Here is a 21,279-nt window from a genome sequence, read left to right as displayed (position 1 = left end):
CACGGACGTTCAGGATGTGGAATCCGCGGCCGGCTCGTTGACCGGGCCCGGCGCGCTTCCTAGGGTTCGTCGGTGTCAGCGGAAAGCGTCAGCGCTTTCTTTTCCTTTCCTTTTCCGGAACAGGTACCCCATGCCCGAATCCGTCTGGGTCGCCCAGTCTGATCCGCGGGTCCGGCCGTTGCTCGCCGACCTGGCCCGCGAGTATTCGTCGCGCTACCACCGCGTGCTCAACGACGTCCACTTCGAACTCCGCGAGTACCCACCCGAGCGGTTCGCTCAGCCACACGGCGGATTGTTGCTGCTCTTGACGGACGGCGCCGCCGTCGCGGGCGGCGCCTTCCAGCGCTACGACGAAGAAACCGCAGAGCTCAAGCGGATCTGGACGCATCGCGCGCACCGCGGCCACGGCCTCGGCCGCCGTGTCGTCGCCGAACTGGAGGCCGAAGCCGGCCGTCGTGGGTACACCCGGATCTTCCTCACCACCGGCCCGAACCAGCCCGAGGCTCGCGGGCTCTACCTGGCCACCGGATACACGCCGCACTTCGACGTCAACGCCGTGCCCCGGACGCGATTGTCCTTTTCGAAAGCACTTCCCGCCGTGGTGGGGGCCAGATGACCAGCGACCTCGGGACACGGCCCGCTCCCGCCGCGACGCCGGAAGAAGCGCTCAAGATCGTTCCCGCACGCCATCCGCTGACCTGGATCGCCGCCGCCGTCGTGGCGGTGCTCGTCGCGATGGCCGGTCATGCGCTGGTGACCAACAAAGCGTTCGACTGGCCGACGTTCGCCCGGTTCGTCTTCCAGAAATCGATCTTGGAAGCGGTCGCGCTGACGCTCGAGCTGACGCTGTTCGGTGTTGCGGCGGGTTTCTTGCTCGGTACTGTGCTGGCGTTGATGCGGATTTCCCGGAATCCGTTGCTGCGCGCGGTCAGCTGGACCTACACGTGGATCTTCCGGTCGGTCCCGCTCATCCTGCAGCTGCTGTTCTGGTACAACCTCGCCATCCTCTACAACGAAATCTCGTTCGGTGTCCCGTTCGGGCCGTCGTTCGTGTCGGTCGGGACGATGAGCCTGATCCCGCCGTTCTTCGCCGCCGGCCTCGGGCTCGCTCTGCACCAGGGTGCCTATGCCGCGGAGATCGTGCGTGCGGGGTTCCTGTCGGTGGACGCGGGGCAGCGGGAGGCGGCCGCGGCGCTGGGAATCCCGGCCGGGCGGCAGTTCCGCCGGATCATGCTGCCGCAGGCGATGCGCACGATCGTGCCGACCGCGGCCAACGAGATCGTCGGCCTTCTCAAGGCGACGTCCCAGGTCTACGTCATGGCCTTGCCGGAGCTGTTCTACCAGGTGCAGGTGATCTACACCCGCAGCGGCCGGGTGATCCCGCTGCTGCTGGTGGCCACCGCCTGGTACCTCGCACTGACCACCGTGCTGTCGATCGCGCAGTTCTCCGTCGAACGTCGGCTGGGGCGTGGCGTATGAGTGCCGAGTACATGGTGGACGTTCGAGGCGTTCACAAGAGTTTCGGCGCGCTGACCGTCCTGGACGGCGTGGACCTCCAGGTCCGCCAGGGAGAGGTGACCGTCCTCTTGGGACCATCCGGGTCCGGGAAGTCGACGCTGCTGCGGCTGATCAACCACCTCGAACGCGCCGACCGCGGCTTCATCAGCGTCGGCGGTGAGCTGATGGGCTACCGCCGCTCCGGCAACCGGCTGCACGAACTCAAGGAACGCGAGATCCTCAAGCAGCGCACCCGGATCGGCTTCGTGTTCCAGAACTTCAACCTGTTCGGGCATCTGACCGTGCTCGAGAACGTCGTCGAGGCGCCGATTTCCGCGCAACGCCGTCCGCGCGCCGAAGCCGAGGCCAAAGCCCGTGAGCTGCTCATCCGCGTGGGGCTCGCCGAGAAGGCGGGCCAGTACCCGCGGCGGCTGTCCGGCGGGCAGCAGCAGCGAGTCGCGATCGCCCGGGCATTGGCGCTCGAGCCGGACGTCCTGCTCTTCGACGAACCCACCTCGGCGCTCGACCCCGAGCTGGTCGGAGAGGTCCTCGCGGTCATCCGCGACCTGGCGCGGACCGGGACGACGATGGTCGTCGTCACCCACGAGCTGGGGTTCGCCCGCGAAGTCGCCGACACCGTCGTGTTCCTCGACGAAGGCCGCGTGGTCGAACAGGGCCCGCCCGCCGACGTTCTCGACAACCCCCGTCACGCCCGGACCCGGGCCTTTGTCGACAAAGTCCTTTGAGGAGAGTCATGAGACTGAGAACACTCCTGCTCGCTTCGGTGTTCGTGCTCGCCGCCTGCGGCAGCCCCGAAGCAGCGACCGCGCCGGCAGCCGACCAGCCCGGCGGCGTCAACATCACCGCGAACCAGAACCGCGTCCGGGCGCAGAAGGTGGACGCGATCGCCGCGCTCGTGCCGGCCGGCATCCGGAACCGCGGCACCCTGGTCGTCGGAACCACCGGCAACGGCACCCCGCCGCTGTCCTTCCGCGCCGACGACGACAAGACGGTGATCGGGGTCGAGCCCGACCTCGCGCAGCTGGTCGCCGACGTCCTCGGTCTCAAGCTCGATCTGCAGGCGTCGTCGTGGGAGAACCTGTTCCTGTCGGTGGAGAACCGGCAGTTCGACGCCGGGTTCTCCAACATCACGGTGACCGAGGAGCGCAAGGACAAGTACGACTTCGCGACCTACCGCAAGGACACCATCGCGTTCGAGGTGAAGAAGGAGAAGAACACTTCGGTACGCGAGCCGAAGGACATCGCCGGGCTCACCGTGGGCGTCGGCGCCGGGACGAACCAGGAGCAGATCCTGCTGCGCTGGGACCAGCAGAACAAGGCCGCCGGACTGGCGCCGGTGAAGTTCCAGTACTACCAGGCGACCTCCGACTACTACCTGGCGCTGCAGTCCGGCCGTATCGACGCCTACGTCGGCCCGAACCCGACCTCGGCCTACCACGTCGCCGTCGACGGCAAGACCAAGATCGTCGGCACGGTCTCCGGCGGCGGTACCATTCCGGCGGACATCGCGGCGATGACCAAAAAGGACGACGGCCTGGTCAAGGCGCTGCAGCAGGCGCTGGACACGGTGATCAAGAACGGCCAGTACGCGGAGGTCCTCAAGCGCTGGAACCTCACTTCGGAGGCCCTGCCGGCCTCGGAGATCAACCCGCAGGGCCTGCCCCGGAAGTGATCCGCTGGGCCGAGCGCGACCGGTCGCGACCGGTCGCGCTCGAGCCGCAGGTCGCGTGACTGTTTTCGCTTGTGTGTCAAGGGTCCGTCGCAACGGTGCCAGGGAATGAGACTCCGGTTCGCACAGTGGGACGGCCTCGAACGCTTGGCTAGCGTCGCACTCGAAGACGCAACCGTTCCCCGCTGGAGGCCGTCCGGTGTTCCCCCTTTCCTCCGCCCGCAACGCCGCGGCCGTGCTCGCCTTGCCCGTGCTGCTGACCGCCTGCTCCGCCGCGGGCACCGAACAGGCCGCCGACGCCGGTCCGCCGAAGCCCGGCGGCACGCTGCGGCTGGGCATCTCGTCCGCGCCCGACTGCATCGACCCGCAGCAGGCCGCCACGAACGCGTCGATCAACGTCGGCCGCCAGCTGGTCGATTCGCTGACCGACCAGGACCCGAAGACCGGCGAGATCAAGCCGTGGCTGGCCGAAAAGTGGGAGATCAGCCCCGATTCGACGGCCTTCACCTTCCACCTGCGGTCCGGCGCGACGTTCAACGACGGCAGCCCGGTCGACGCGGCCGCCGTGAAGACCAGTTTCGACGGCATCAAGGCCCTCGGCACGAAGGCCCAGCTCGGCTACGGCTACCTGGCCGCGTACAAGGCGGCGACGGTGGTCGACCCGCAGACCGTACGCCTCGAGTTCTCCGCGCCCAGCGCCCAGTTCCTCCAGGCCAGCTCGACGATGTCGCTCGGTCTCCTCGCACCGGCCGCGTTCAAGCAGACCCCGGAGCAGCGCTGCCAGGGCACCGGCCTGATCGGCTCCGGGCCGTTCGTCTTCGAGAGCCTGAAGCAGAACCAGGAGATCGTCCTGGTCAAGCGCAGGGGTTACGCGTGGGGCTCGTCGCTGTTCAAGCACTCCGGTGAGGCCTATCTCGACAAGGTCGACTACAAGATCGTGCCCGAGCCCGGCGTCCGCACCGGCAGCCTCGCCTCCGGCCAGCTCGACGCCGCCACCGACATCCAGCCGGTCGACGAGCCGCAGTTCACCGGCAACGGCTTCAGCGAAAACATCCGGCCCAACCCGGGCGTCGTGTTCAACCTGCACGCCAACACCACCCGCGGAGTGCTCACCGACGAGAAGGTGCGCCAAGCCGTGCTCAAGGGCGTCGACCGCGCCGAAGTCGTCAACACGGTGCTGACGCCCAGCTACAAGGCCGCCACGAGCATCCTCGGCTCGGCGACACCGCTGGTCAGCGACCTCTCGCAGCAGCTCGCCCACGACCGGAAGGGCGCGGCCGCGCTACTGGACGGAGACGGCTGGGTGCCCGGACCCGACGGTATCCGCGTCAAGGACGGGCAGAAGCTGAGCGCGTCGGTCGTGTTCTCGCCGGTGTTCAACCAGAACCGCAGCGTGCTGGAGCTGATCCAGCAGCAGCTGCGCAAGATCGGCTTCGACCTGCGGATCGAGCAGCACACCACGGCCGAAACCACGCAGATCCAGCTGAGCGGGAACTACGACTTCCTCTGGTACAACGTGACCCGCGCCGACCCCGACATCCTGCGCGGCCAGTTCTCCACCAAGGCCGGCAACCGCAGCAAGCTGACGCCGGGCAACCCCCTGGATGCCGCCCTGGACGCGCAGTCGTCCACGGTGGACACGGCCAAGCGGAAGCCCTCCGCTGACGAGGTGCAGAGGCTCATCATCGACCACGCCTACGCGGTCCCGGTGTTCGAGCTGACCCAGGTCGTCGCGGTCAGCTCGAAGGCGCACAACGTCGGCTTCGAGGCGTCGTCGCGGCTGCAGCTGTTCGACGCGTGGCTCTCGTGAGGCGCTACCTGCTCCGCCGCTTCGGGCAGGCGGTGTTCGTCCTGTGGGCGGCGTTCACGCTGTCGTTCCTGATCCTCTACCTGCTGCCGGGCGACGCCGTGTCGGCGAAGCTCGCCGGTGGGGAGGCGGGTTCGTCGGCGACGCCTGAACAGCTCGCCGCCGCCCGCGCGGAGTACGGCCTCGACTCGCCGTTGCCGATCCAGTACCTGAAACGGCTGGTCTCGGCGCTGCACGGTGACTTCGGCCGCAGCGTCGCCACCGGCGACGATGCCACGCACATGGTCGTCACGGCGCTGCCGCCGACGCTCGCGGTGACCGGGCTGGCCCTGGTCTTCGCGGTCCTGTTCGGCGGCGGCTCGGCGTTCCTGGGCACGTTCACGCGGTTCCGCTGGCTGCGGCAGGCGCTGCTGTCCCTGCCGTCGCTGGCCATCTCGCTGCCGCCGTTCTGGGTCGGGCTACTGCTCATCCAGTTCTTCTCGTTCCGCTTGCGGGTGTTGCCTGCGCTCGGCACGCAGGGGTTCTCCGCGCTGATCCTGCCCGCGATCACGCTGGCCCTGCCGACCGGCGCGATCATCGGGCAGGTGCTGGCGAAGAGCCTCGCGACCCAGCAGGACCAGCCGTACGCGGAGATCGCGGCGGCCAAGGGCGCGAGCCGCTGGCGCGTCCATTTCGGACACCTGCTGCGCAACGCGGCCGTGCCGACGCTGACCATCGCCGGGGTCGTGGCGGGCAACCTCGTCGCGGGTTCGGTGATCACCGAGACGGTGTTTTCGCGTGACGGCGTCGGCCGCATCACCGCGGCCGCGGTCACCGCGCAGGACGTCCCGGTGGTGCAGGCGGTGATCGTGCTGGCCGCGCTGGTGTTCGTGGTCCTCAACCTGGTCGTCGACCTGCTCTACCCGCTGCTCGATCCCCGCATCGCCCGGACGCCGGAGGTGGCCCGTGGTTGACCTCGCCACCCCGGCGCGCGTGGTGCGCCGCCCCGGTCTCGTGCTCGCCATCGCGGTGCTGGCGTTCGTGCTGCTGGCGGCCTTCGTCCCGGCGCTGCTGACCGGGTACGACCCGATCACCGGCGTCCCGAAGGAACGGCTGCAGGGCCCGTCGCCGCAGCACCTCTTCGGCACCGACGAGACCGGCCGGGACGTCTACGCACGGGTCATCCACGGCGCGGCGCTCTCGCTGCGGGCCACCGCGATCGCCGTGCTCGTGGCCTTGGTTGCGGGTACCGCGCTGGGCCTGCTGGCCGGGTTCCGCGGCGGATGGGCCGACACGGTGATCATGCGGATCGTCGACGTCTTCCTGGCCATCCCGCCGATCCTGCTCTCGTTGGCCCTGGTCACGGCGCTGGGTTTCGGCACGACGAACGTCGCGATCGCCGTCGGCATCGCGAACCTCGCGTCCTTCGCGCGGGTCATGCGCGCGGAGGTGCTTCGCGTGCGTAGCGGCGTGTTCGTGGAAGCCGCGCGAGCCTCCGGTGTCCGCTGGTCGGGCGTGTTGCTGCGGCACGTCCTGCCCAACGCGGCGGGACCGGTGCTGGCGCTGGCGACCCTCACGCTCGGCACGGCGGTGCTCGAGGTGTCGGCGCTGAGCTTCCTCGGTTTCGGTGCGACACCGCCGACACCGGAGTGGGGTGCGCTCGTCGCCGGCGGACGCAGCTTCCTGGCCACCGCCTGGTGGATGACGACGTTTCCGGGGCTGACGGTCGCGGCGGTGGTGCTGTCCGCGAACCGGCTGTCCCGAGCACTGGACGGAGGAGACCGATGACCCTGCTGCGGATAGCCCGGCTGGCCGTGTCGTACAAGACGGTCCCGGCCGTCCGTGACGTCAGCCTGGACGTCGGCGCCGGTGAAGTGGTCGCGGTCGTCGGCGAATCGGGCTCGGGCAAGTCGACCACCGCGCACGCGGCGATCGGTCTGCTGCCCCGCGGCGGCCGGGTCGACGGCGGCACGATCACCTTCGACGGCCGGAACCTGCTCGCACTCTCGGACAAGCAGTGGCGCGGGGTGCGCGGGCGCGAGATCGCACTGGTACCGCAGGACCCGGCGGTGTCGCTCAACCCGGTGCACCGGATCGGCGACCAGGTCGCCGAGGTGCTGAAGATCCACGGCCTCGCGGATCGGCGGTCCGCCTCCCTGGAGGCGATCTCCTTGTTGGAACGCGCAGGCGTGCCGCAGCCGGAGCTGCGGGCGCGCCAGTACCCGCACCAGCTGTCGGGCGGGCTGCGCCAGCGCGTGCTGATCGCCGCCGCGCTGGCCGGGCGGCCGAAGCTGATCATCGCCGACGAGCCGACCAGCGCCCTCGACGTCACCGTGCAGCGGCGGATCCTCGACCACCTGACGTCGCTCGCCGCCGAATCGGGCACGGCGATCCTGCTCATCACCCACGACCTCGGCGTCGCGGCCGACCGGGCGTCGCGGATCGTGGTGCTCTCACAAGGTTCGGTCGTGGAGGAGGGTTCGTCGGTCGTCAGCGCTCCGGCCCACCCGTACACGCGGCAACTGCTCGCGGCAGCGCCGAGCATGTCGAGCGCCCTGCGCCCGGCCGCACCGCCCGCGGATCCGCTGGTTTCGGTGCGCGACCTGGCGAAGACGTTCGACGGCGGCATTCGCGCGGTCGGCGGCGTCTCGTTCGACATCCCGCGCGGGCAGACGCTGGCCCTGGTCGGCGAGTCCGGCTCGGGCAAGTCGACGACCGCGCGGATGGTCCTGCGGCTGCAGCGGCCGTCGGCGGGTTCGGTGCTGTTCGACGGCCAGGACATCACTGCGCTCGGTGGCGACGAACTCCGGCGGTTGCGGCGGCGGATGCAGATCGTCTACCAGAACCCGTACGCGTCGCTGAACCCGAAGTTCTCGATCGAGGACGTGGTGGCGGAACCGCTGCGGGCGTTCGGGGTGTCGGACCGCCGTGCCCGCGTCTCGGAGCTGCTGGAGCAGGTGGCACTGCCGTCGTCGGTGGCGCGCCGGAAGCCGGCGGAGCTCTCGGGCGGCCAACGGCAGCGGGTGGCGATCGCGCGGGCACTGGCGCTGAAGCCGGATCTGGTGGTGTGCGACGAACCGGTGTCCGCGCTGGACGTCGCGGTACAGGCCCAGATCCTGCGGCTGCTCGCCGAGCTGCAGTCCTCACTGGGCCTGTCGTACCTGTTCATCTCGCACGACTTGGCGGTGGTCCGGCAGCTCGCGGACCACGTCGGCGTCATGCGCGCGGGCGAGCTGGTGGAGCTGGGCCCGGCCGCCCGGGTGCTGGAGCAACCGGAGTCGGAGTACACGAAGGAGCTGCTGGCAGCGATTCCGGGGCGTTCGGTGCTGAGTGCTGCGAGAAGGTGAGCGGTCAGCGACACTCAGCTCTGCGGTCCCTCGATGCGGTGGAGTTGAGGATGTTTGGCCGTGCGCTGGTCTCCGGAGGACTGGCCGCGCAGGCGCCTGCCGAGCCAAGGGCCGAGAAAGCTGGTTGCCCAGCGCAGTTCGGCGGTGGCGCGCCCTTGCCTTGACGGTGGGATGGGCGACGATGCTGCGGGTTCGGTCCAAGAATTGTTGCTGCCGGGCAATTGCAGGGCGTGCGCGACCGCGTCGGCGATCAGTTGGTGTCCCAGGGGGCTGCAGTGCAACCGGTCTTCGCTCCAGAAGCGACGGTCGGCGACGGAGGGGTGGAGGGCGATCTCCGCGACGGCGACTCCGTGGCGGGCGGCTGCGGCGCGGATCCGGTCGTTGATGTCGAGGATGCGGGAGCGGACCGGCCGGGCGAGGGGGATGACCCTGGTGAGGTCGGGAAAGGTCACGGTCGCCACGCGGGCTCCGGAACCGGTGAGCGCGGCGAACATCGCTTCGAGGTCATCGGCCACCGTGGAGGTCTTGACCCGGAGCCGGAGCAGGTCGTTGACACCGGCGACGACGGTGGCCAGGTCGGGCCGCAGCGCCAGAGCCGGTCCCAGTTGCTCGGACCGGACTTCGCTGGCGCGGCGGCCACGGACGGCGAGGTTGGCGTACTGGAGATCGGGGTTGTCGATGGTGAGGCGTTCGGCGAGCCGGTCGGCCCATCCCCGCAGGCCGACGAGGTCGTCACCGTCACCGACGCCTTCCGTCTGGCTGTCACCCAAGGCGACGTAGCGCAGGTACCTGCCGTTGACTGTCACGCGGTCCTCCTAGTCATAATGTTGACTAATCATAACCGGGGCTATGATGAGCTTGCTCATGGTCGACGACGAGGAGATGCGCCGGTGAGTCTGCGGCATGCTGTGCTGGCGGCGTTGCTGTCCGGCGAGTACAGCGGCTACGAGCTGGCCAAGGCGTTCGACGTGGGCGTCGCCAACTTCTGGTACGCCCGGCCGCAGCAGCTCTACCTGGAGCTGTCCAAGCTGGAGAAGGACGGGTTGATCAGCGGCCGGGAGGTGGTCCAGCGAACCCGCCCCACCAAGCGGCTGTTCATGGTCACCGACGCCGGTCTGGCCGAGCTGGCGGACTTCGCCGCCGCCGCGAGCAAGCCGTCGTTCATCCGCGATGACCTGCTGGTGAAGGTCCAAGCCGTCGACCACGTCGACGCGGCGCCGGTGATCGCGCAATTGGAGCAGCGAGCCGCGGCAGCCACGGCGAAGGTGGAGATCCTCGACAAGATCCTGCGGCGTTACCGCGGGGACCTCGACGAGGAGACCTACCTGCGTCACGGATCGCCGATCGGGCCCTACCTGACGTGCCTGCGCGGTCGGCGGTTCGAGCAGGAACACCACGACTGGTGTGTGCGGGCCGCCGAACTCCTGCGTGATCGTTCGTTGGTGTAGGGGCGAAGCTTCACTGGCCTGACGGCCACAGCGGTGGGTCCGGCTCGATGGCGGCTGCGCGGGAGGCTTACTGAGGCATCCGGCTCAGGCCGTCGAGGATGAGGTCGAGCCCGAACTCGAATTCGTCGGCGAAGGCGAACCCCGTTTTCGCCAGTTCGGTGGCCACTTCGGCGAGGTAGGGGTAGTCCTCGAGTCCCGACGGTTGCCGGTTCACGACGGCTTCCTGCCGTCGCGCCGCTTCCGCCGGGATGTCGCCGGCGAGGGTTTTCTCCTGGAGGGCGAACCCGTAGACGTAGGCGTCCATCAGGTTGTACGCGTGCACGGCCATGCGGAAGGGAAAGCCCGCGTCACGGCGGAGGCACCGCATCACCGCGTTGTGGTGGTGCAGGTTCGCCGGTCCCGGAGTACCCGTCTCCATCCGGCCGACCGCCCACGGGTGCCGGAGCAATGCCTGCCGCATCGACGCCGCGCGGAGGCGCATGGCGGTCCGCCATTCGACGTCCACCGGGACCTCGACCTCGGCGAAGACGAGGTCGACCATGCCGTCGAGGAGCTCGCGCTTGTCCGCCACGTGCTTGTAGAGCGCCATGGGCACGACGCTGAGCCGGTCGGCAAGCCTGCGCATGGTCAACGCCTCGAAGCCGCCTTCATCCGCCAGTTCGACGGCGGCACGCAGCACCTTGGCGCGGTTGAGCCGCTCCCGGCCGCCGGTCGTGGCGGTGTCCTGCATCGGGGTCCTCCCTCTCGCGCCGGTCTTGACAGGTGTACATCGTACGCCTAGCTTGGGCGCGGTAGAGGTGTACGGCGTACACCTCAGTCATATCCCTCTCGGAGGAGCAAGGCATGAGCGCGACGCGAAGATCCGGCAAGACAACGCAGTTCTCCATGGCACCCAGCACGAGGAGCCTGTCGCGGGCCACCGGAGTCGCGGCCGCGATCGCGGGGGCACTGTTCATCGCGGTCCAGATCGGCCACCCGGCCATGGACGTCTCGCTGGTCACCACCACCGACTGGGCCGTGCGCAGCGCGGCGAAAGCGCTGATGGCCGCGCTGGCGCTCGCCGGCATCACCGGCATGTACCTGCGCCAAGTGCGGCAGGCGGGCATCCTCGGCTTCCTCGGTTACGTGTTGTTCGCCGTCGGCTACCTGTCCATGCTGAGCGTCGAGATCGTCGCCGCCGCCGTTCTGCCCGCGCTGGCGCACACGGCGCCCGGCTACGTCGCAGACGTCCTCGCCGTGGCCTTCGGCGGCATCGCATCCCATGGCATCGGCGCCATGCAGACGGTCTTCGTGGTCAGCTCCGTCGGTTATCTCGCGGGCGGGTGCCTGTTCGGCATCGCGTTGTTCCGGGCGCGTGTCCTCGCCCGGTGGGCCTCGGCGCTGCTCGCCGCAGGCACTGTCGCCACGCTCGCGCTCGCAGTGCTGCCGGAGTCGTTCAACCGGCCGCTGGCCGTTCCGACCGGAGTCGCCCTGATCGGCTTGGGCATCTCTCTGTGGCGGGCCCAACCAGCCCAGTCCGACGACGACACGACGTCTCCCAGCGCGGAATACGCCGCCGCACAATGACCAGTGGGAGCGGCGTCAGGCTACGGCGAGCGCACCACCGTGAGGGTCGCGGGACCGACTCGCAGAACTCCGTCATCGAGCGGGGTGCAGCGGACGCCGCCGTGTCCGCGGAGCGCGCGGAATGCGCCTGGCGCCAGTACCACGTCCATCCAGGCGCAGGGGTGGGCCGGGCGGTAGGCCTGGAACCGGACTTCGCTCGTCCCGGAGTCGAGGGCGAAGACGGTGCCGGTCCCGCCACGCGGGGCGGCGAGCTCGTCGACGGGAAATCCGCGCACGACGATGTTGCGTCGCGGCAGGTGCGGGTCCGGCACGGCGGCGAGGCCGAGGTCCCGTGCGAGAACGTCGAGTGATTCGGCGGCGAAGAGGGTGACGGCGGCCCGGCGGTGGGCGGGCTGGTTGAAGTACCGGTCACCGACGAGCCCGAGCCCGGCGCGCACGGTCACCTCGTCGCGCTCGACGGGTTCGGGGCCGGGCCGCGGACCGTCCGCCGGGCGGCCTTCGAAGGCGTGCACCGGAGACACCAGGAGCGCGACGATCTCCACCGGTGTCGAGATCGTGTCGGGCATGGGTCTCCTCGATCCGGGCGGGCGAACCGCACCTGGACGTGCAGGTGTACAGACGTGCGGCGTGACCGCGCTATTCCGCTGGGCGGCCGAGCCCTCCTCTGAGAGCCTGTCTTGGATCTTGGTTAGGTGGTCCTGGCCCGCTGTTTCTGGCGGGTCAGGCGCCTGGTCATGATAGTGATCATGGAGAGGTTGATGAAGGCTGCGGAGTGCTCGGGCAGGCGTTCGTAGTCGCGGACGTTGCGGCGGGCTTGGGTGATCCAGGAAAAGGTGCGTTCGACCACCCAGCGCCGGGGCAGGATGACGAAGGTTTTCTGACCGACGATTTTCTTGACGATGTCGAGTGTCATCCGCAGGGTTTTCCTGGCCCAGTCGACGAGGTCGGCGCTGGTGTAGCCGCCGTCGGCCCACACCCATCGCACGCCGCGGTGGGCGGCGTGCAGCGCGGGCAGCAGCAACCGGGCGGCAGTGCGGTCTTGCAGGTTGGCCGCGGTGACCAGCACGACCAGCAGCAATCCTTGGGTGTCGGTGGCGATGTGGCGTTTGCGGCCGTCGATCTTCTTCCCGCCGTCATAACCCCGGCCGGCGCGGGCGACGGTCTCGGCGGCCTTGACCGACTGGGAGTCGATCACCGCCGCGCTCGGGGCGGGATTGCGTCCCGCTTTCACCCGGATCCTCTCCCGCAGCCGGTCCCGGATCCGCTCGAACACCCCGGCCTTGGACCAGCGGGTGAAGAACCCATGCACCGTCTGCCACGGCGGGAAGTCCGGCGGCAACGCCCGCCATTTGATGCCGTTGTCGGTGACATAACGCAAGGCGTCGACGATCGCGCGGCGGGGATGTTTCTCCGGACGGCCACCTGCCGCGGTCTCGCACGCGGGCGTGGGCAGCAGCGACTCCAGCAGCGCCCACTCGGCATCGCTGGTGTCGGAGGGGTAGCGACGCGGACGACAGCCCGCTGACGTGGCCTTACCGGCGGCAGGGTACAAAGAAGACCGGGCCTCTGCTGGTCGTGATCATGATGTGGTGTCAAGATCATTAGCAGAGGCCCGACCCATACCCACAGACGGCATCAAAAACAGGCTCTGAGGACGAACGGGTTTCAGACGCCGAGACGGCCGAGGGCGTCCTCGGCCACGCGCGCGACGAACGCGGCGTCGAGCGGCTCGCGGGAGAACCAGCGGCGGTAGAACAGCGGCCGGCGACGGCGGCGGTGACGTCGGCCGGCCCGCGATCCGCGGCGAGCTCGCCGCGGGCTCGCGCGCGTTCGGTCACCACACCGAACGGGGCCATCAACCGGGCGTGCAGATCCGCGTGGAGCCCGGCCAGCTCGGGCTCGCGCTCGGCGGCGTCCACGATGGAGGGCAGGACGGCCGCCCAGCGGGCGCTCCGCAGCTGCTCGGCCAGCGCTTCGGTCAAGGCGGCGAGATCCCCGTCGAAGCTGCCCGTGTCGGGAACCGGAGGCGCCGATCCAATCGTCGAGCACGCCTCGATCAGCAGCGCGGCCCGCGACGGCCAGTGGCGGTAGATCGTGGTCTTGGAGACGCCGGAGCGTCGTGACACCTCGTCGATGCTGACACCGCCGATGCCGCCCGCCGAGAGCAGCTCGTACGTCTGGGCAAGCACCGCCGCTTTGGACCGCTGGACTCGAGCGTCGACCGGCTCGCCGGGAGCAGCCAGGAGAACGCCATGAAGTTCGCCTCAGTCCGCCTCGTCACCGACGACCTGCCCGCCCTGACCGCTTTCTACTCCACGCTCACGGACACCGAGCCGGTGACCCCCTTCGGGTCCGGCGACTACGCCGAACTGCACACCGAAGGCGGCATCATCGCGCTGGCCGACAGCGCGGCGGTCAAGCGGTTCAACAACAACGCCGCCGTGGCCGCCGCCAACCGATCCGCCATCATCGAGTTCGAGGTCGACGACGTCGACGCCGAACGCGCCCGCCTGGGCGACCAGGTCACCGACTGGGTTCAGGAACCCACCGACCAGCCATGGGGAAACCGGTCGATGCTCTTGCGCGACTCCGACGGCAACCTCATCAACCTCTACTCCACCGGCCACTGAACGGCACCGGCAGAGGAAATCAGTGGCAACGCCATCTCCATCGCGCCACATCCGGCGACCTGTGGGGACGGTTCGCGGGCGCCGTTGTGCCGGAGCGGGCAGGATGGGTGCATGGGACGCTCGTCGGTGTTCACCTTCCAGTACATCGCCATCGACACGGAGGCCGGTGTGACGCCGGCGGAGTTCGAGGACTTCGTGCGTGCCGAGGGCGTTCACCTGCCGTTGTACCCGGGGTGGCGGTGGACTCTGCTGCGCGGGTTGCGCGGGGAGCGGACCGGGCAGTACCTGATGTTGTTCGAAATCGACAGTGCCGAGCAGCGCGACCGCTATGTCACGGCCCGGGGTGAGCAGACCGAGCAGGCCCGGCTGTTCTGGGCAGAGCACCCGGAGGCGGAGGCGGTGCTGGCGCGGTGGCGGCGGCTGGGCACGTTCGCCGAGCTGCCGACGCTGTTCACCGACTACCGGCTGCTGGCCGACAATCCGCGGAGCACGGTCACGCCCGGCCCCCGCTACCGCGACCGCCCGGGGGAGGAGCCCGTCGCCCGGGTCGTCGGAATCCACAACCTGGCCTTGCGCGCCGGGGTGACCGAGGAGATGTTCGACCGCTTCATCGCCGAGAACCACCACCGGATCGACGACTACCCGGACTGGCGGTTCCACGTGCTCAAGGGCGAGCGCGGCAACCGCCTCGACCAGTACGTGATGATGATGGAGATCGCGAGCCTGGACGCGCTGGACGTCTTCTACCCCGAGCCCGACATCGCCACCGGCGAGGCCGCGGAGTTCGCGGCCGCCCACCGCGACACCAAGCAGATGTACGAGGAGTGGAAGCAGCTGGCCTCGTTCTCCGGCTCACCGCAGATCTACACGGACTACCTCGCCGTCGCGGAGAACCCGGCGTAGTCCCGCGCGCCCCCCCGCAACCACCTGCCGGGCAAGACCGCCGACCCCGCAAGGACTCCCATGACCCTCATCGCCATCGAAGAGCACTGGATCATGCCGGAGCTCACCGCCGCTCTCAAAGCCGCGCCGCATCCGGACGAAAGCCTGTTCTTCAACGAGATGGGCGACCACGGGCAGCGCCTGGAAGACCTCGGCGACGGCCGGATCGCGGCCATGGACGCCCAAGGCATCGACGTGTCGATCCTCGCGCTGACCCCGCCGGGAACCCACCCGCTGGACCCCGACCAGGCTGTTCGGCTCAGCCGCGCCGCCAACGACATGGCCCCCGCTGCGGTCAACGGCAACCCGGCCCGGTTCCGCGCGCTGTCGACGTTGCCCCTGGCCGCTCCCGAACGCGTCGCCGGCGAACTGGCCCGGGCGGCCGGACTGGGCCACGTCGGCACCATGGTCTACGGCCGATCCGGCGACCGCTTCCTCGACGATCCCGTCTACGAAGACTTCTTCGCCGCAGCCGCGGAGCTCGGTCAACCGGTCTTCATCCACCCCCAGATCCCGTTGTCCACGCTGCGCGACGCTTCCTACCGGGGTTTCGACGAAATGACCGAACTCGGCCTGGCCACCTTCGGCTGGGGATGGCACCTGGACACCGCCACCGCGGCACTGCGCCTCATCCTGCGCGGTACCTTCGACCGGCACCCGCGGTTGCAGGTCGTGCTCGGCCACTGGGGCGAGATGCTGCTGTTCTGGCTGGACCGGGCCAACAGCCTCTCCCGTGTCGCCCACCTGCAACGGCCGCTGACCGACTACATCCGGTCGAACTTCCACATCACCAACTCCGGCATGGTCAACCCCGCGCTGCTCGATCACGTCCTGACGGTGACCACCGCCGACCGGTTGATCTTCTCCACCGACTACCCCTTCCAGCAGCCCACCCGAGACGAGATCACCGCCTTCCTCGGCCACTTCCCGTCCGAAGAGGACCGGCGCAAGTTCTCTTCGGCCAACGCCGCCACCCTCTTCGGCCTCCACATCTGACTCGGCGGACATCAGCCCATCACCGTGCCCGAGTTCGCGCTGTTCCGGTTGCGCTTGCGGGAGAACGCACCCAGGTCGATCTCCAAGCCGGTGCGCGGCGCCGTTCTCGATCTGGTTGATCAGCTCCGTCATCAGCTGCCCCACGACCGGGGCACCGCCAGGTCGGGCAGTCGCCGCGCGGCCCGCGTCACCTGGGCCTCGAAGACCTCGGCCGTCGGGTGGATGTCGACGGCGTCCGGGTCGTCGACCCACTGCAGTGGGTCGCACGCCGGTTCCGCTCCGCCGACGAGCAGGCCCCCGCCGGCTTCACCGCGGAGGTAGGTGCCCAGGTCATGTCCGCCCCCACCGGCCCGTCGTAGGGCACCGCGGTGGCCCTGGCGGCCCGGGCCGGCACCGAGACCGACCGGCGCCGCCGTCCGGGCGCGAAAACCGGTAGCCCGTTCAGGCGATCCACACGGTCTTGGCGTTGACGAAAGCACGCGGCCCGAAGCCGGCGAGTTCGCGGCCGTAGCCGGAGTTCTTGGTTCCGCCGAAGGGAACCTCCGGTGTCGACGCGGTGAACTTGTTGATGTAGATCATCCCGGTCTCGACCTCGGTGACGAACCGCTGTTGCTCGGCCTCGTCGCGGGTCCAGGCGCTGCCGCCGAGGCCGAAGGTCGAGTCGTTGGCGATGCGGATGGCGTCGTCGACGTCTCGCGCCGTCCAGATCAGGGCGACCGGGCCGAAGAACTCTTCGCGGTGGCCGGGGGAGCCTTCTGGGATGTCGGTGAGCGCGGTGGGCTCGAAGTAGTTGCCGGGTCGTTCGATCGGGTGGCCGCCGGTGAGCAGGCGCGCGCCGGCGGCGACGGTGTCCGAGACCTGCTTGGCCAGTGTCTCGACCGCGTCGGGGGAGGCCAGCGGGCCGAGGTCGGTGTCGTCGGCCATCGGGTCGCCGATGCGCAGTCCCTCCAATTGGGACACGAGGCGGCGGGTGAACTCCTCGGCGACGTCTTCGTGGACGATGAAGCGTTTGGCGTTGATGCACGACTGGGCGTTGTTGAGCATCCGTGACGCGACCGCGTTGTCGACCGCGTCGTCGAGGTCGGCCGAGGGCATGACGATGAAGGCGTCGCTGCCGCCCAGTTCCAGAACGCTGGGCTTGACGTTCTGGCCCGCCCGGGCGCCGACCTGCCGTCCGGCGGGCTCGCTGCCGGTGAGCGTGACCGCGCGGACGCGGTCGTCGTCGATGATCGCTTCGATCTTCTTCGAGCCGACGAGCAGCGTCTGGAAGACGCCTTCGGCGAAACCGGCGCGGCGCAGGACGTCCTCGATGGCCAGGGCCACCTGCGGGACGTTCGACGCGTGCTTGAGCAGCCCGACGTTGCCGGCCATCAGGGCCGGGCACGCGAACCGGAAGACCTGCCAGTAGGGGAAGTTCCACGGCATGACCGCGAGGACCGGCCCGAGCGGTTCGTAGCGGGTGAAGACGTTCGCGCCGCTGTCGTCGTCGACGTCGTGGGGTTCGTCGGCGAGCAGGGCTTCGGTGTGCTCGGCGAACCAGCGGCAGCCTTTCGCGGACTTGGCGACCTCGGCTTTCGCCGAGGCGAGCGTCTTGCCCATTTCGAGCGTCGCCAGGCGCGCCAGCTCGTCGGTTTCGGCCTCGAGGATGTCCGCGGCCCGCCGCATCCGTTCGGCCCGTTCGGCGAACGAGGTCCGGCGGTGCTCGTGGAAGGCCGTCACCGCGCGGGCGATCTTGCGGTCGACCTCGGCGTCGGTGAGCTCGTCGAAGGTGCGCAGGGTTTCTCCGGTCGCCGGGTTGACGGTCGCGATGGCCACGGGAGGTCTCCTCGGGTTCGGGTGCGGCTGCACACCGGGTTCCCGCCGTCGAAGCCGGGAAACCCGCCTCGCCCGGCGGCACCGGATCGACGGGGTTACCGCGGCGTGCGTCGGGTAGCCGCGCCGGACACACGGTGACCGATGGGAGTCGAGATGAAGGCAGTGGTGTACCAGGGCCCGCGTCGAGTCGAGGTGCGCGAGGTGCCCGACCCGGTGATCGACCAGCCGACGGACGCCATCGTGAAGATCACGACGACGAACATCTGCGGGTCGGATCTGCACATGTACGAGGGCCGGACCGCGGTCGAGGAGGGCAAGGTCCTCGGCCACGAGAACATGGGCATCGTCGTCGAGATCGGCGCCGGTGTGACGCGGGTGAAGGTCGGCGACCGCGTCTCGGTGCCGTTCAACATCGCCTGCGGGGCGTGCCGGAACTGCCTGGAGGGCTGGACGTCGTTCTGCCTGCGGGTCAATCCTGCCGAGGGCATGGACGGCGCCGCGTACGGCTACGCGAACATGGGGCCGTACGACGGTGGCCAGGCCGAGTACCTGCGCGTTCCGTACGCCGATTTCAACCTGCTCGACCTGCCGGCGGGCACGGAGTACGAGAACGATTTCACGATGCTGTCGGACATCTTCCCGACCGGCTGGCACGGCACGGAGCTGGCCGGGATGCGCCCGGGCGACCGGGTGGTCGTGTTCGGGGCCGGCCCGGTGGGCTTGCTGGCCGCGCACAGCGCGGTGATCCGCGGCGCGGCCGAGGTGTACGTGGTCGACAAGGAACGCGACCGGCTGGCGATGGCCGAGAAGATCGGGGTGCTGCCGGTGGACTTCAGCGAGGCGGACCCGGTGGAGCAGATCATGGCGGCCACCGGCGGGCAGGGCGCGGACTGCGGGGTCGAAGCCGTCGGCTACCAGGCGCACGACCACTCCGGCCGGGAACACCCCGAGCTGGTCCTCGACAACCTGGTGAAGTCGGTGCGGTCGACGGGCGGGATCGGGGTCGTCGGCGTCTACGTCCCGCAGGACCCGGGCGCGGCGACCGAAGGGGCCAAGCAGGGCCGGATCGGGTTCGACTACGGCACGTTGTTCACGAAGGGCCAGCGGATGGGGACCGGGCAGTGCCCGGTCAAGCGGTACAACCGGCGGTTGCGTGACCTGATCATCACGGGCCGGGCGAACCCGTCGTTCCTGGTGTCGCACGAGCTGCCGCTGGAGCAGGCGGCCGAGGGGTACGAGCGGTTCGACCACCGCGAAGACGGCTGGACGAAGGTCCTGCTGCGGCCGTGACAGCACGAGCCGGTGCGGCCGGGGCCGGCACGGTGTCCCGGCCGCCCGCGCCACCGCGTCGGGACCGGCGCTCTCGGCTTGGCGTCGCAGCTGTCGATCGCCGTCACGGCCAGGTGGCGGCGCGGCCGTGCTCGGCCCGGACCCGTTTGCCGGTGCCGTACGGGAAGCCGTGCTTGCCGAGGCGGACTTCGGCGAGCTCGTCCGCGCTGGTCACGGCCAGCCACGGCAGCGCCTCGACGAGATCCGGACGGCGAACCGCAGCAGCCAGGTGCGGGCGGTTGCGTCGTGCAGGACCCAGCCGCGGTACTCGTCCGGCAGCCGCCGTCCGTAGACGTACTGGAGCCATCGCAGCGGGCCCGGCCGGTGCACCTCCATGGGATTCGGGTGCCCGCGCGGGTGGGGGCGAAACCCCAGGCACCCGGGACAAGTGAACCCGATCCGACCGCACCGGACGAGGACGAGCGCCGGGGCAGTGCAGCGCGCCGAGCCCGGCTTGCCGGAGCCACCAGACCGCCGGTGTCCGGCTTCGGCGTGCCGCGGGGCGGGTAACCGAGGTCGGTGACGACGCGATGGCGTGAGCGGCTGCGGGCGACGGCCGCGGCGGTCGCCGGGCGGTTCCGGCGGGCCCGGTGGTCGGTCGCGCAGACCGCCGTCGCGGTCGGTGCCTCCTGGTTCATCGCCCATGACCTGCTCGGTCATCCCCAGCCGTTCTTCGCGCCGATCGCGGCGGCCGTCTCGTTGTCGGCGAGCGATGTCCTGCGGGGTCAGCGGGCGGTGCAGCTGATGACCGGTGTCGCGTTGGGCATCGTGCTGGGCACCGGCGTGGAAGCGCTGGCCGGCACCGGCGCCGCGGCGTTCGCGCTGGCCGCGCTCCTGGCGGTGTACAGCGCCTTGGCCTTCGGTGGCGGCCCGTTCGGCCAGGGCCTGATGTTCGTCAACCAGACCGCGGCGTCGGCCATCCTGATCCTCGCGCTGCACCGGCCGGGCTCCGGCACCGAACGGCTGGTGGACGCGCTGATCGGCGGCGGCGTCGTGGTGGTGATCGGGGTCCTGCTGCTGCCGGCCGACCCGCACCGGCTGCTCGGGCAAGCCACCGGCGACCTGTTCGCCGAGTTGCGCGACGCGCTGACCGGCCTCCGGCTCGAGGGGCCGCCCTCGGCCGGCGACGACGTCGACCGCGAACTGGCGGCCGGCCAGCGGATTCACGCGCGGCTGGCCGCGCTCGCCCAGGCCCAGGGAACGGCGGGGCAGGTGGTGCTCATCGCCCCGCGCCGCTGGAAGTCGCGGGCGAGTGTCCACCGGGCCATCGCCCGCAGCCGGCACTTGACGTTGCAGGCCAACGCGGTCCTCACCCTGGTCCGGGTCACCCGCGCCGCCGTCGACGCCGGAGAGGAGCTGCCGCGCCCGCTGGGCGAGGCGGTCGCCGAACTCGCCCGGGCCTGCGACGCACTGGCGGGCGACGGCAGCCGGGACCGCGCGATCGCGGCCGCCACGCGAGCGCGTGACCTCCTCGACCCGGCGCAGCACACCGGTCCCGGCTACCGCGGTTCCGCGGTCTACGCGGCACGAGCCTGCGCACGCGACCTCTTGGCAGCTCTCGGAACGTGATGCGCACTTGTCGGCAGCGGACCGCACTGAGGGCTCACGGGAGCGGCGACCCGCGGGCGCGTGGCACGCGGCTCGGCGGCCACCTCGAGCAAGTGCTCTTCCCGGACGTAGCCGTGCCCCTGTCTGATCGGAAGCGGGGGAGCCGGGGTTCACGACCGGGTTAACGACACCGCGCTCGGCGGCCCGCGAGTGTCACACGATGGGTTCTGACGTGGTGGGCCGGACGCATACCCCAGTATTTTCTGCTCGCGCGCGACGGACCACCGTCGCCCGGTCAAGCTTTCCGAATTCAAGGAGTCCCCGCATGCTGAAGAAGTTCCTCGTCGTGACCAGTGCGCTCGGTGCCGGTGCGTTCCTGACCGGTGGCGTCGCCGCCGCCGACACCTGGGGCGGTTACGGGTATGAAGACGACTCCGATTCGACCAGCCAGTTCAGCCTGGTCAACCTCGAAAACACCGACGCGCTGCACAACGTCGGCGGCACGGTCGGGTTCTGCGAGAACGAGATCAACGTCCTGCTCGTTCAGGTGCCGATCCACGATGTCGCGAACGGCGTTGGCGTGGGCAACGGCGAGTCACCGGACAGCTGCGCGGGCACCGGCGTGTCCGACGGCGGCACCGGCACCGGCAACTGAGCGACGCGCCTCGAAACCCCACCCGGCGGC

General features: G+C 69.9%; 24 protein-coding genes. 16 read left to right on the top strand and 8 right to left on the bottom strand.

Annotation, left to right across the window (positions count from 1 at the left end; translation table 11 throughout):
• Positions 1-130 precede the first annotated feature (130 nt).
• The 8 genes from ACFPLC_RS41180 to ACFPLC_RS41145 all read left to right on the top strand — a co-directional run bounded on the left by ACFPLC_RS41180 (position 131) and on the right by ACFPLC_RS41145 (position 8,320).
• Positions 131-616, top strand: coding sequence for a GNAT family N-acetyltransferase (locus ACFPLC_RS41180; RefSeq protein WP_378205892.1), 486 nt, complete (start codon positions 131-133; stop codon positions 614-616).
• Positions 613-1,479, top strand: a complete 867-nt coding sequence (locus tag ACFPLC_RS41175) for an amino acid ABC transporter permease (protein ID WP_378205889.1) — start codon at positions 613-615, stop codon at positions 1,477-1,479. Before ACFPLC_RS41180 ends, ACFPLC_RS41175 begins: the two co-directional genes overlap by 4 nt.
• Positions 1,476-2,243, top strand: a complete 768-nt coding sequence (locus tag ACFPLC_RS41170) for an amino acid ABC transporter ATP-binding protein (RefSeq protein ID WP_378205886.1) — start codon at positions 1,476-1,478, stop codon at positions 2,241-2,243. Before ACFPLC_RS41175 ends, ACFPLC_RS41170 begins: the two co-directional genes overlap by 4 nt.
• An 8-nt stretch (positions 2,244-2,251) precedes the next feature.
• Positions 2,252-3,190, top strand: coding sequence for an ABC transporter substrate-binding protein (locus ACFPLC_RS41165; RefSeq protein ID WP_378205883.1), 939 nt, complete (start codon positions 2,252-2,254; stop codon positions 3,188-3,190).
• A gap of 196 nt (positions 3,191-3,386) precedes the next feature.
• Positions 3,387-4,997, top strand: a complete 1,611-nt coding sequence (locus ACFPLC_RS41160) for an ABC transporter substrate-binding protein (RefSeq protein WP_378205881.1) — start codon at positions 3,387-3,389, stop codon at positions 4,995-4,997.
• On the top strand, positions 4,994-5,947 hold the full coding sequence (locus tag ACFPLC_RS41155; RefSeq protein WP_378205993.1) for an ABC transporter permease: 954 nt from the start codon (positions 4,994-4,996) through the stop codon (positions 5,945-5,947). The genes ACFPLC_RS41160 and ACFPLC_RS41155 overlap by 4 nt, the downstream gene beginning before the upstream one ends.
• Entirely contained in the window at positions 5,940-6,761 is an 822-nt protein-coding gene (locus tag ACFPLC_RS41150; RefSeq protein ID WP_378205878.1) for an ABC transporter permease, read from the top strand. Before ACFPLC_RS41155 ends, ACFPLC_RS41150 begins: the two co-directional genes overlap by 8 nt.
• On the top strand, positions 6,758-8,320 hold the full coding sequence (locus ACFPLC_RS41145; RefSeq protein WP_378205875.1) for a dipeptide ABC transporter ATP-binding protein: 1,563 nt from the start codon (positions 6,758-6,760) through the stop codon (positions 8,318-8,320). Before ACFPLC_RS41150 ends, ACFPLC_RS41145 begins: the two co-directional genes overlap by 4 nt.
• Positions 8,321-8,334: 14 nt before the next feature.
• On the opposite strand, the gene ACFPLC_RS41140 is transcribed toward ACFPLC_RS41145, so the two are convergent.
• The gene (locus ACFPLC_RS41140) at positions 8,335-9,126 is read right to left on the bottom strand and encodes an SGNH/GDSL hydrolase family protein (RefSeq protein ID WP_378205872.1); all 792 of its coding nucleotides are present in this window, start codon (positions 9,124-9,126) and stop codon (positions 8,335-8,337) included.
• Between the two features lie 84 nt (positions 9,127-9,210).
• On the opposite strand from ACFPLC_RS41140, the gene ACFPLC_RS41135 reads away from it, so the two are divergent.
• Positions 9,211-9,768, top strand: coding sequence for a PadR family transcriptional regulator (locus tag ACFPLC_RS41135; protein ID WP_378205869.1), 558 nt, complete (start codon positions 9,211-9,213; stop codon positions 9,766-9,768).
• Between the two features lie 67 nt (positions 9,769-9,835).
• Here ACFPLC_RS41135 and ACFPLC_RS41130 read toward each other — a convergent pair whose 3' ends face one another.
• The gene (locus tag ACFPLC_RS41130; protein WP_378205866.1) at positions 9,836-10,498 is read right to left on the bottom strand and encodes a TetR/AcrR family transcriptional regulator C-terminal domain-containing protein; all 663 of its coding nucleotides are present in this window, start codon (positions 10,496-10,498) and stop codon (positions 9,836-9,838) included.
• Between the two features lie 113 nt (positions 10,499-10,611).
• Here ACFPLC_RS41130 and ACFPLC_RS41125 point away from each other — a divergent pair, with 113 nt between their 5' ends.
• Positions 10,612-11,334, top strand: a complete 723-nt coding sequence (locus tag ACFPLC_RS41125; protein ID WP_378205863.1) for a hypothetical protein — start codon at positions 10,612-10,614, stop codon at positions 11,332-11,334.
• 20 nt (positions 11,335-11,354) lie between these two features.
• Here the strand turns inward: ACFPLC_RS41125 and ACFPLC_RS41120 are convergent, their stop codons facing one another.
• The 3 genes from ACFPLC_RS41120 to ACFPLC_RS41110 form a co-directional block, all read right to left on the bottom strand.
• Entirely contained in the window at positions 11,355-11,900 is a 546-nt protein-coding gene (locus ACFPLC_RS41120; protein ID WP_378205860.1) for an MOSC domain-containing protein, read from the bottom strand.
• Positions 11,901-12,022: 122 nt separating this feature from the next.
• Positions 12,023-12,886 (bottom strand): IS5 family transposase, encoded by an 864-nt coding sequence (locus tag ACFPLC_RS41115; protein WP_378235762.1) that lies wholly within the window; start codon positions 12,884-12,886, stop codon positions 12,023-12,025.
• Between the two features lie 49 nt (positions 12,887-12,935).
• Complete coding sequence (locus ACFPLC_RS41110) at positions 12,936-13,523, bottom strand: TetR/AcrR family transcriptional regulator (protein WP_378203415.1); 588 nt, start codon at positions 13,521-13,523, stop codon at positions 12,936-12,938.
• A gap of 63 nt (positions 13,524-13,586) precedes the next feature.
• On the opposite strand from ACFPLC_RS41110, the gene ACFPLC_RS41105 reads away from it, so the two are divergent.
• The 3 genes from ACFPLC_RS41105 (at position 13,587) to ACFPLC_RS41095 (ending at position 15,902) form a co-directional block, all read left to right on the top strand.
• The gene (locus ACFPLC_RS41105) at positions 13,587-13,964 is read left to right on the top strand and encodes a VOC family protein (RefSeq protein ID WP_378203412.1); all 378 of its coding nucleotides are present in this window, start codon (positions 13,587-13,589) and stop codon (positions 13,962-13,964) included.
• Positions 13,965-14,075: 111 nt separating this feature from the next.
• The gene (locus ACFPLC_RS41100) at positions 14,076-14,867 is read left to right on the top strand and encodes a hypothetical protein (protein WP_378203409.1); all 792 of its coding nucleotides are present in this window, start codon (positions 14,076-14,078) and stop codon (positions 14,865-14,867) included.
• Between the two features lie 60 nt (positions 14,868-14,927).
• Positions 14,928-15,902 (top strand): amidohydrolase family protein, encoded by a 975-nt coding sequence (locus ACFPLC_RS41095; RefSeq protein ID WP_378203407.1) that lies wholly within the window; start codon positions 14,928-14,930, stop codon positions 15,900-15,902.
• A 131-nt stretch (positions 15,903-16,033) separates the two neighbouring features.
• Here ACFPLC_RS41095 and ACFPLC_RS41090 read toward each other — a convergent pair whose 3' ends face one another.
• Both ACFPLC_RS41090 and ACFPLC_RS41085 read right to left on the bottom strand, forming a co-directional pair.
• Entirely contained in the window at positions 16,034-16,381 is a 348-nt protein-coding gene (locus ACFPLC_RS41090) for a hypothetical protein (RefSeq protein WP_378236116.1), read from the bottom strand.
• Positions 16,344-17,717 (bottom strand): NAD-dependent succinate-semialdehyde dehydrogenase, encoded by a 1,374-nt coding sequence (locus ACFPLC_RS41085; protein WP_378203405.1) that lies wholly within the window; start codon positions 17,715-17,717, stop codon positions 16,344-16,346. Before ACFPLC_RS41085 ends, ACFPLC_RS41090 begins: the two co-directional genes overlap by 38 nt.
• A gap of 153 nt (positions 17,718-17,870) precedes the next feature.
• Here ACFPLC_RS41085 and ACFPLC_RS41080 point away from each other — a divergent pair, with 153 nt between their 5' ends.
• Positions 17,871-19,007 carry a glutathione-independent formaldehyde dehydrogenase gene (locus ACFPLC_RS41080; RefSeq protein WP_378203403.1) on the top strand — a complete coding sequence of 379 codons (1,137 nt, stop codon included), beginning with the start codon at positions 17,871-17,873 and terminating at the stop codon, positions 19,005-19,007.
• 210 nt (positions 19,008-19,217) lie between these two features.
• Here ACFPLC_RS41080 and ACFPLC_RS41075 read toward each other — a convergent pair whose 3' ends face one another.
• Complete coding sequence (locus ACFPLC_RS41075) at positions 19,218-19,382, bottom strand: DUF5313 family protein (RefSeq protein WP_378203401.1); 165 nt, start codon at positions 19,380-19,382, stop codon at positions 19,218-19,220.
• A 183-nt stretch (positions 19,383-19,565) separates the two neighbouring features.
• Between ACFPLC_RS41075 and ACFPLC_RS41070 the strand changes: the two genes are divergently transcribed.
• Together ACFPLC_RS41070 and ACFPLC_RS41065 are read left to right on the top strand one after the other, a co-directional pair.
• Positions 19,566-20,615: an FUSC family protein gene (locus ACFPLC_RS41070; RefSeq protein ID WP_378203399.1), complete on the top strand. Its 1,050-nt coding sequence runs from the start codon at positions 19,566-19,568 to the stop codon at positions 20,613-20,615.
• Between the two features lie 304 nt (positions 20,616-20,919).
• Positions 20,920-21,249 carry a hypothetical protein gene (locus tag ACFPLC_RS41065; protein ID WP_378203396.1) on the top strand — a complete coding sequence of 110 codons (330 nt, stop codon included), beginning with the start codon at positions 20,920-20,922 and terminating at the stop codon, positions 21,247-21,249.
• Positions 21,250-21,279: the final 30 nt, after the last annotated feature.

The sequence above is a fragment of the Amycolatopsis plumensis genome (assembly GCF_042652605.1).
In the GTDB taxonomy this organism is placed as follows: Bacteria; Actinomycetota; Actinomycetes; order Mycobacteriales; family Pseudonocardiaceae; genus Amycolatopsis; species Amycolatopsis plumensis.
The sequence above is the reverse complement of the archived record's forward strand: the minus strand, read 5'-3'. Positions and strand labels throughout refer to the sequence as shown.

Excerpts from the sequence above, each read along its gene's own strand:
- ACFPLC_RS41180 (WP_378205892.1), top strand. The coding sequence starts at position 131 with ATGCCCGAATCCGTCTGGGTCGCCCAGTCTGATCCGCGGGTCCGGCCG.
- ACFPLC_RS41175 (WP_378205889.1), top strand. The coding sequence starts at position 613 with ATGACCAGCGACCTCGGGACACGGCCCGCTCCCGCCGCGACGCCGGAA.
- ACFPLC_RS41170 (WP_378205886.1), top strand. The coding sequence starts at position 1,476 with ATGAGTGCCGAGTACATGGTGGACGTTCGAGGCGTTCACAAGAGTTTC.
- ACFPLC_RS41165 (WP_378205883.1), top strand. The coding sequence starts at position 2,252 with ATGAGACTGAGAACACTCCTGCTCGCTTCGGTGTTCGTGCTCGCCGCC.
- ACFPLC_RS41145 (WP_378205875.1), top strand. The coding sequence starts at position 6,758 with ATGACCCTGCTGCGGATAGCCCGGCTGGCCGTGTCGTACAAGACGGTC.
- ACFPLC_RS41130 (WP_378205866.1), bottom strand. The coding sequence starts at position 10,498 with ATGCAGGACACCGCCACGACCGGCGGCCGGGAGCGGCTCAACCGCGCC.
- ACFPLC_RS41125 (WP_378205863.1), top strand. The coding sequence starts at position 10,612 with ATGAGCGCGACGCGAAGATCCGGCAAGACAACGCAGTTCTCCATGGCA.
- ACFPLC_RS41120 (WP_378205860.1), bottom strand. The coding sequence starts at position 11,900 with ATGCCCGACACGATCTCGACACCGGTGGAGATCGTCGCGCTCCTGGTG.
- ACFPLC_RS41105 (WP_378203412.1), top strand. The coding sequence starts at position 13,587 with ATGAAGTTCGCCTCAGTCCGCCTCGTCACCGACGACCTGCCCGCCCTG.
- ACFPLC_RS41100 (WP_378203409.1), top strand. The coding sequence starts at position 14,076 with ATGGGACGCTCGTCGGTGTTCACCTTCCAGTACATCGCCATCGACACG.
- ACFPLC_RS41095 (WP_378203407.1), top strand. The coding sequence starts at position 14,928 with ATGACCCTCATCGCCATCGAAGAGCACTGGATCATGCCGGAGCTCACC.
- ACFPLC_RS41080 (WP_378203403.1), top strand. The coding sequence starts at position 17,871 with ATGAAGGCAGTGGTGTACCAGGGCCCGCGTCGAGTCGAGGTGCGCGAG.
- ACFPLC_RS41075 (WP_378203401.1), bottom strand. The coding sequence starts at position 19,382 with ATGGAGGTGCACCGGCCGGGCCCGCTGCGATGGCTCCAGTACGTCTAC.
- ACFPLC_RS41065 (WP_378203396.1), top strand. The coding sequence starts at position 20,920 with ATGCTGAAGAAGTTCCTCGTCGTGACCAGTGCGCTCGGTGCCGGTGCG.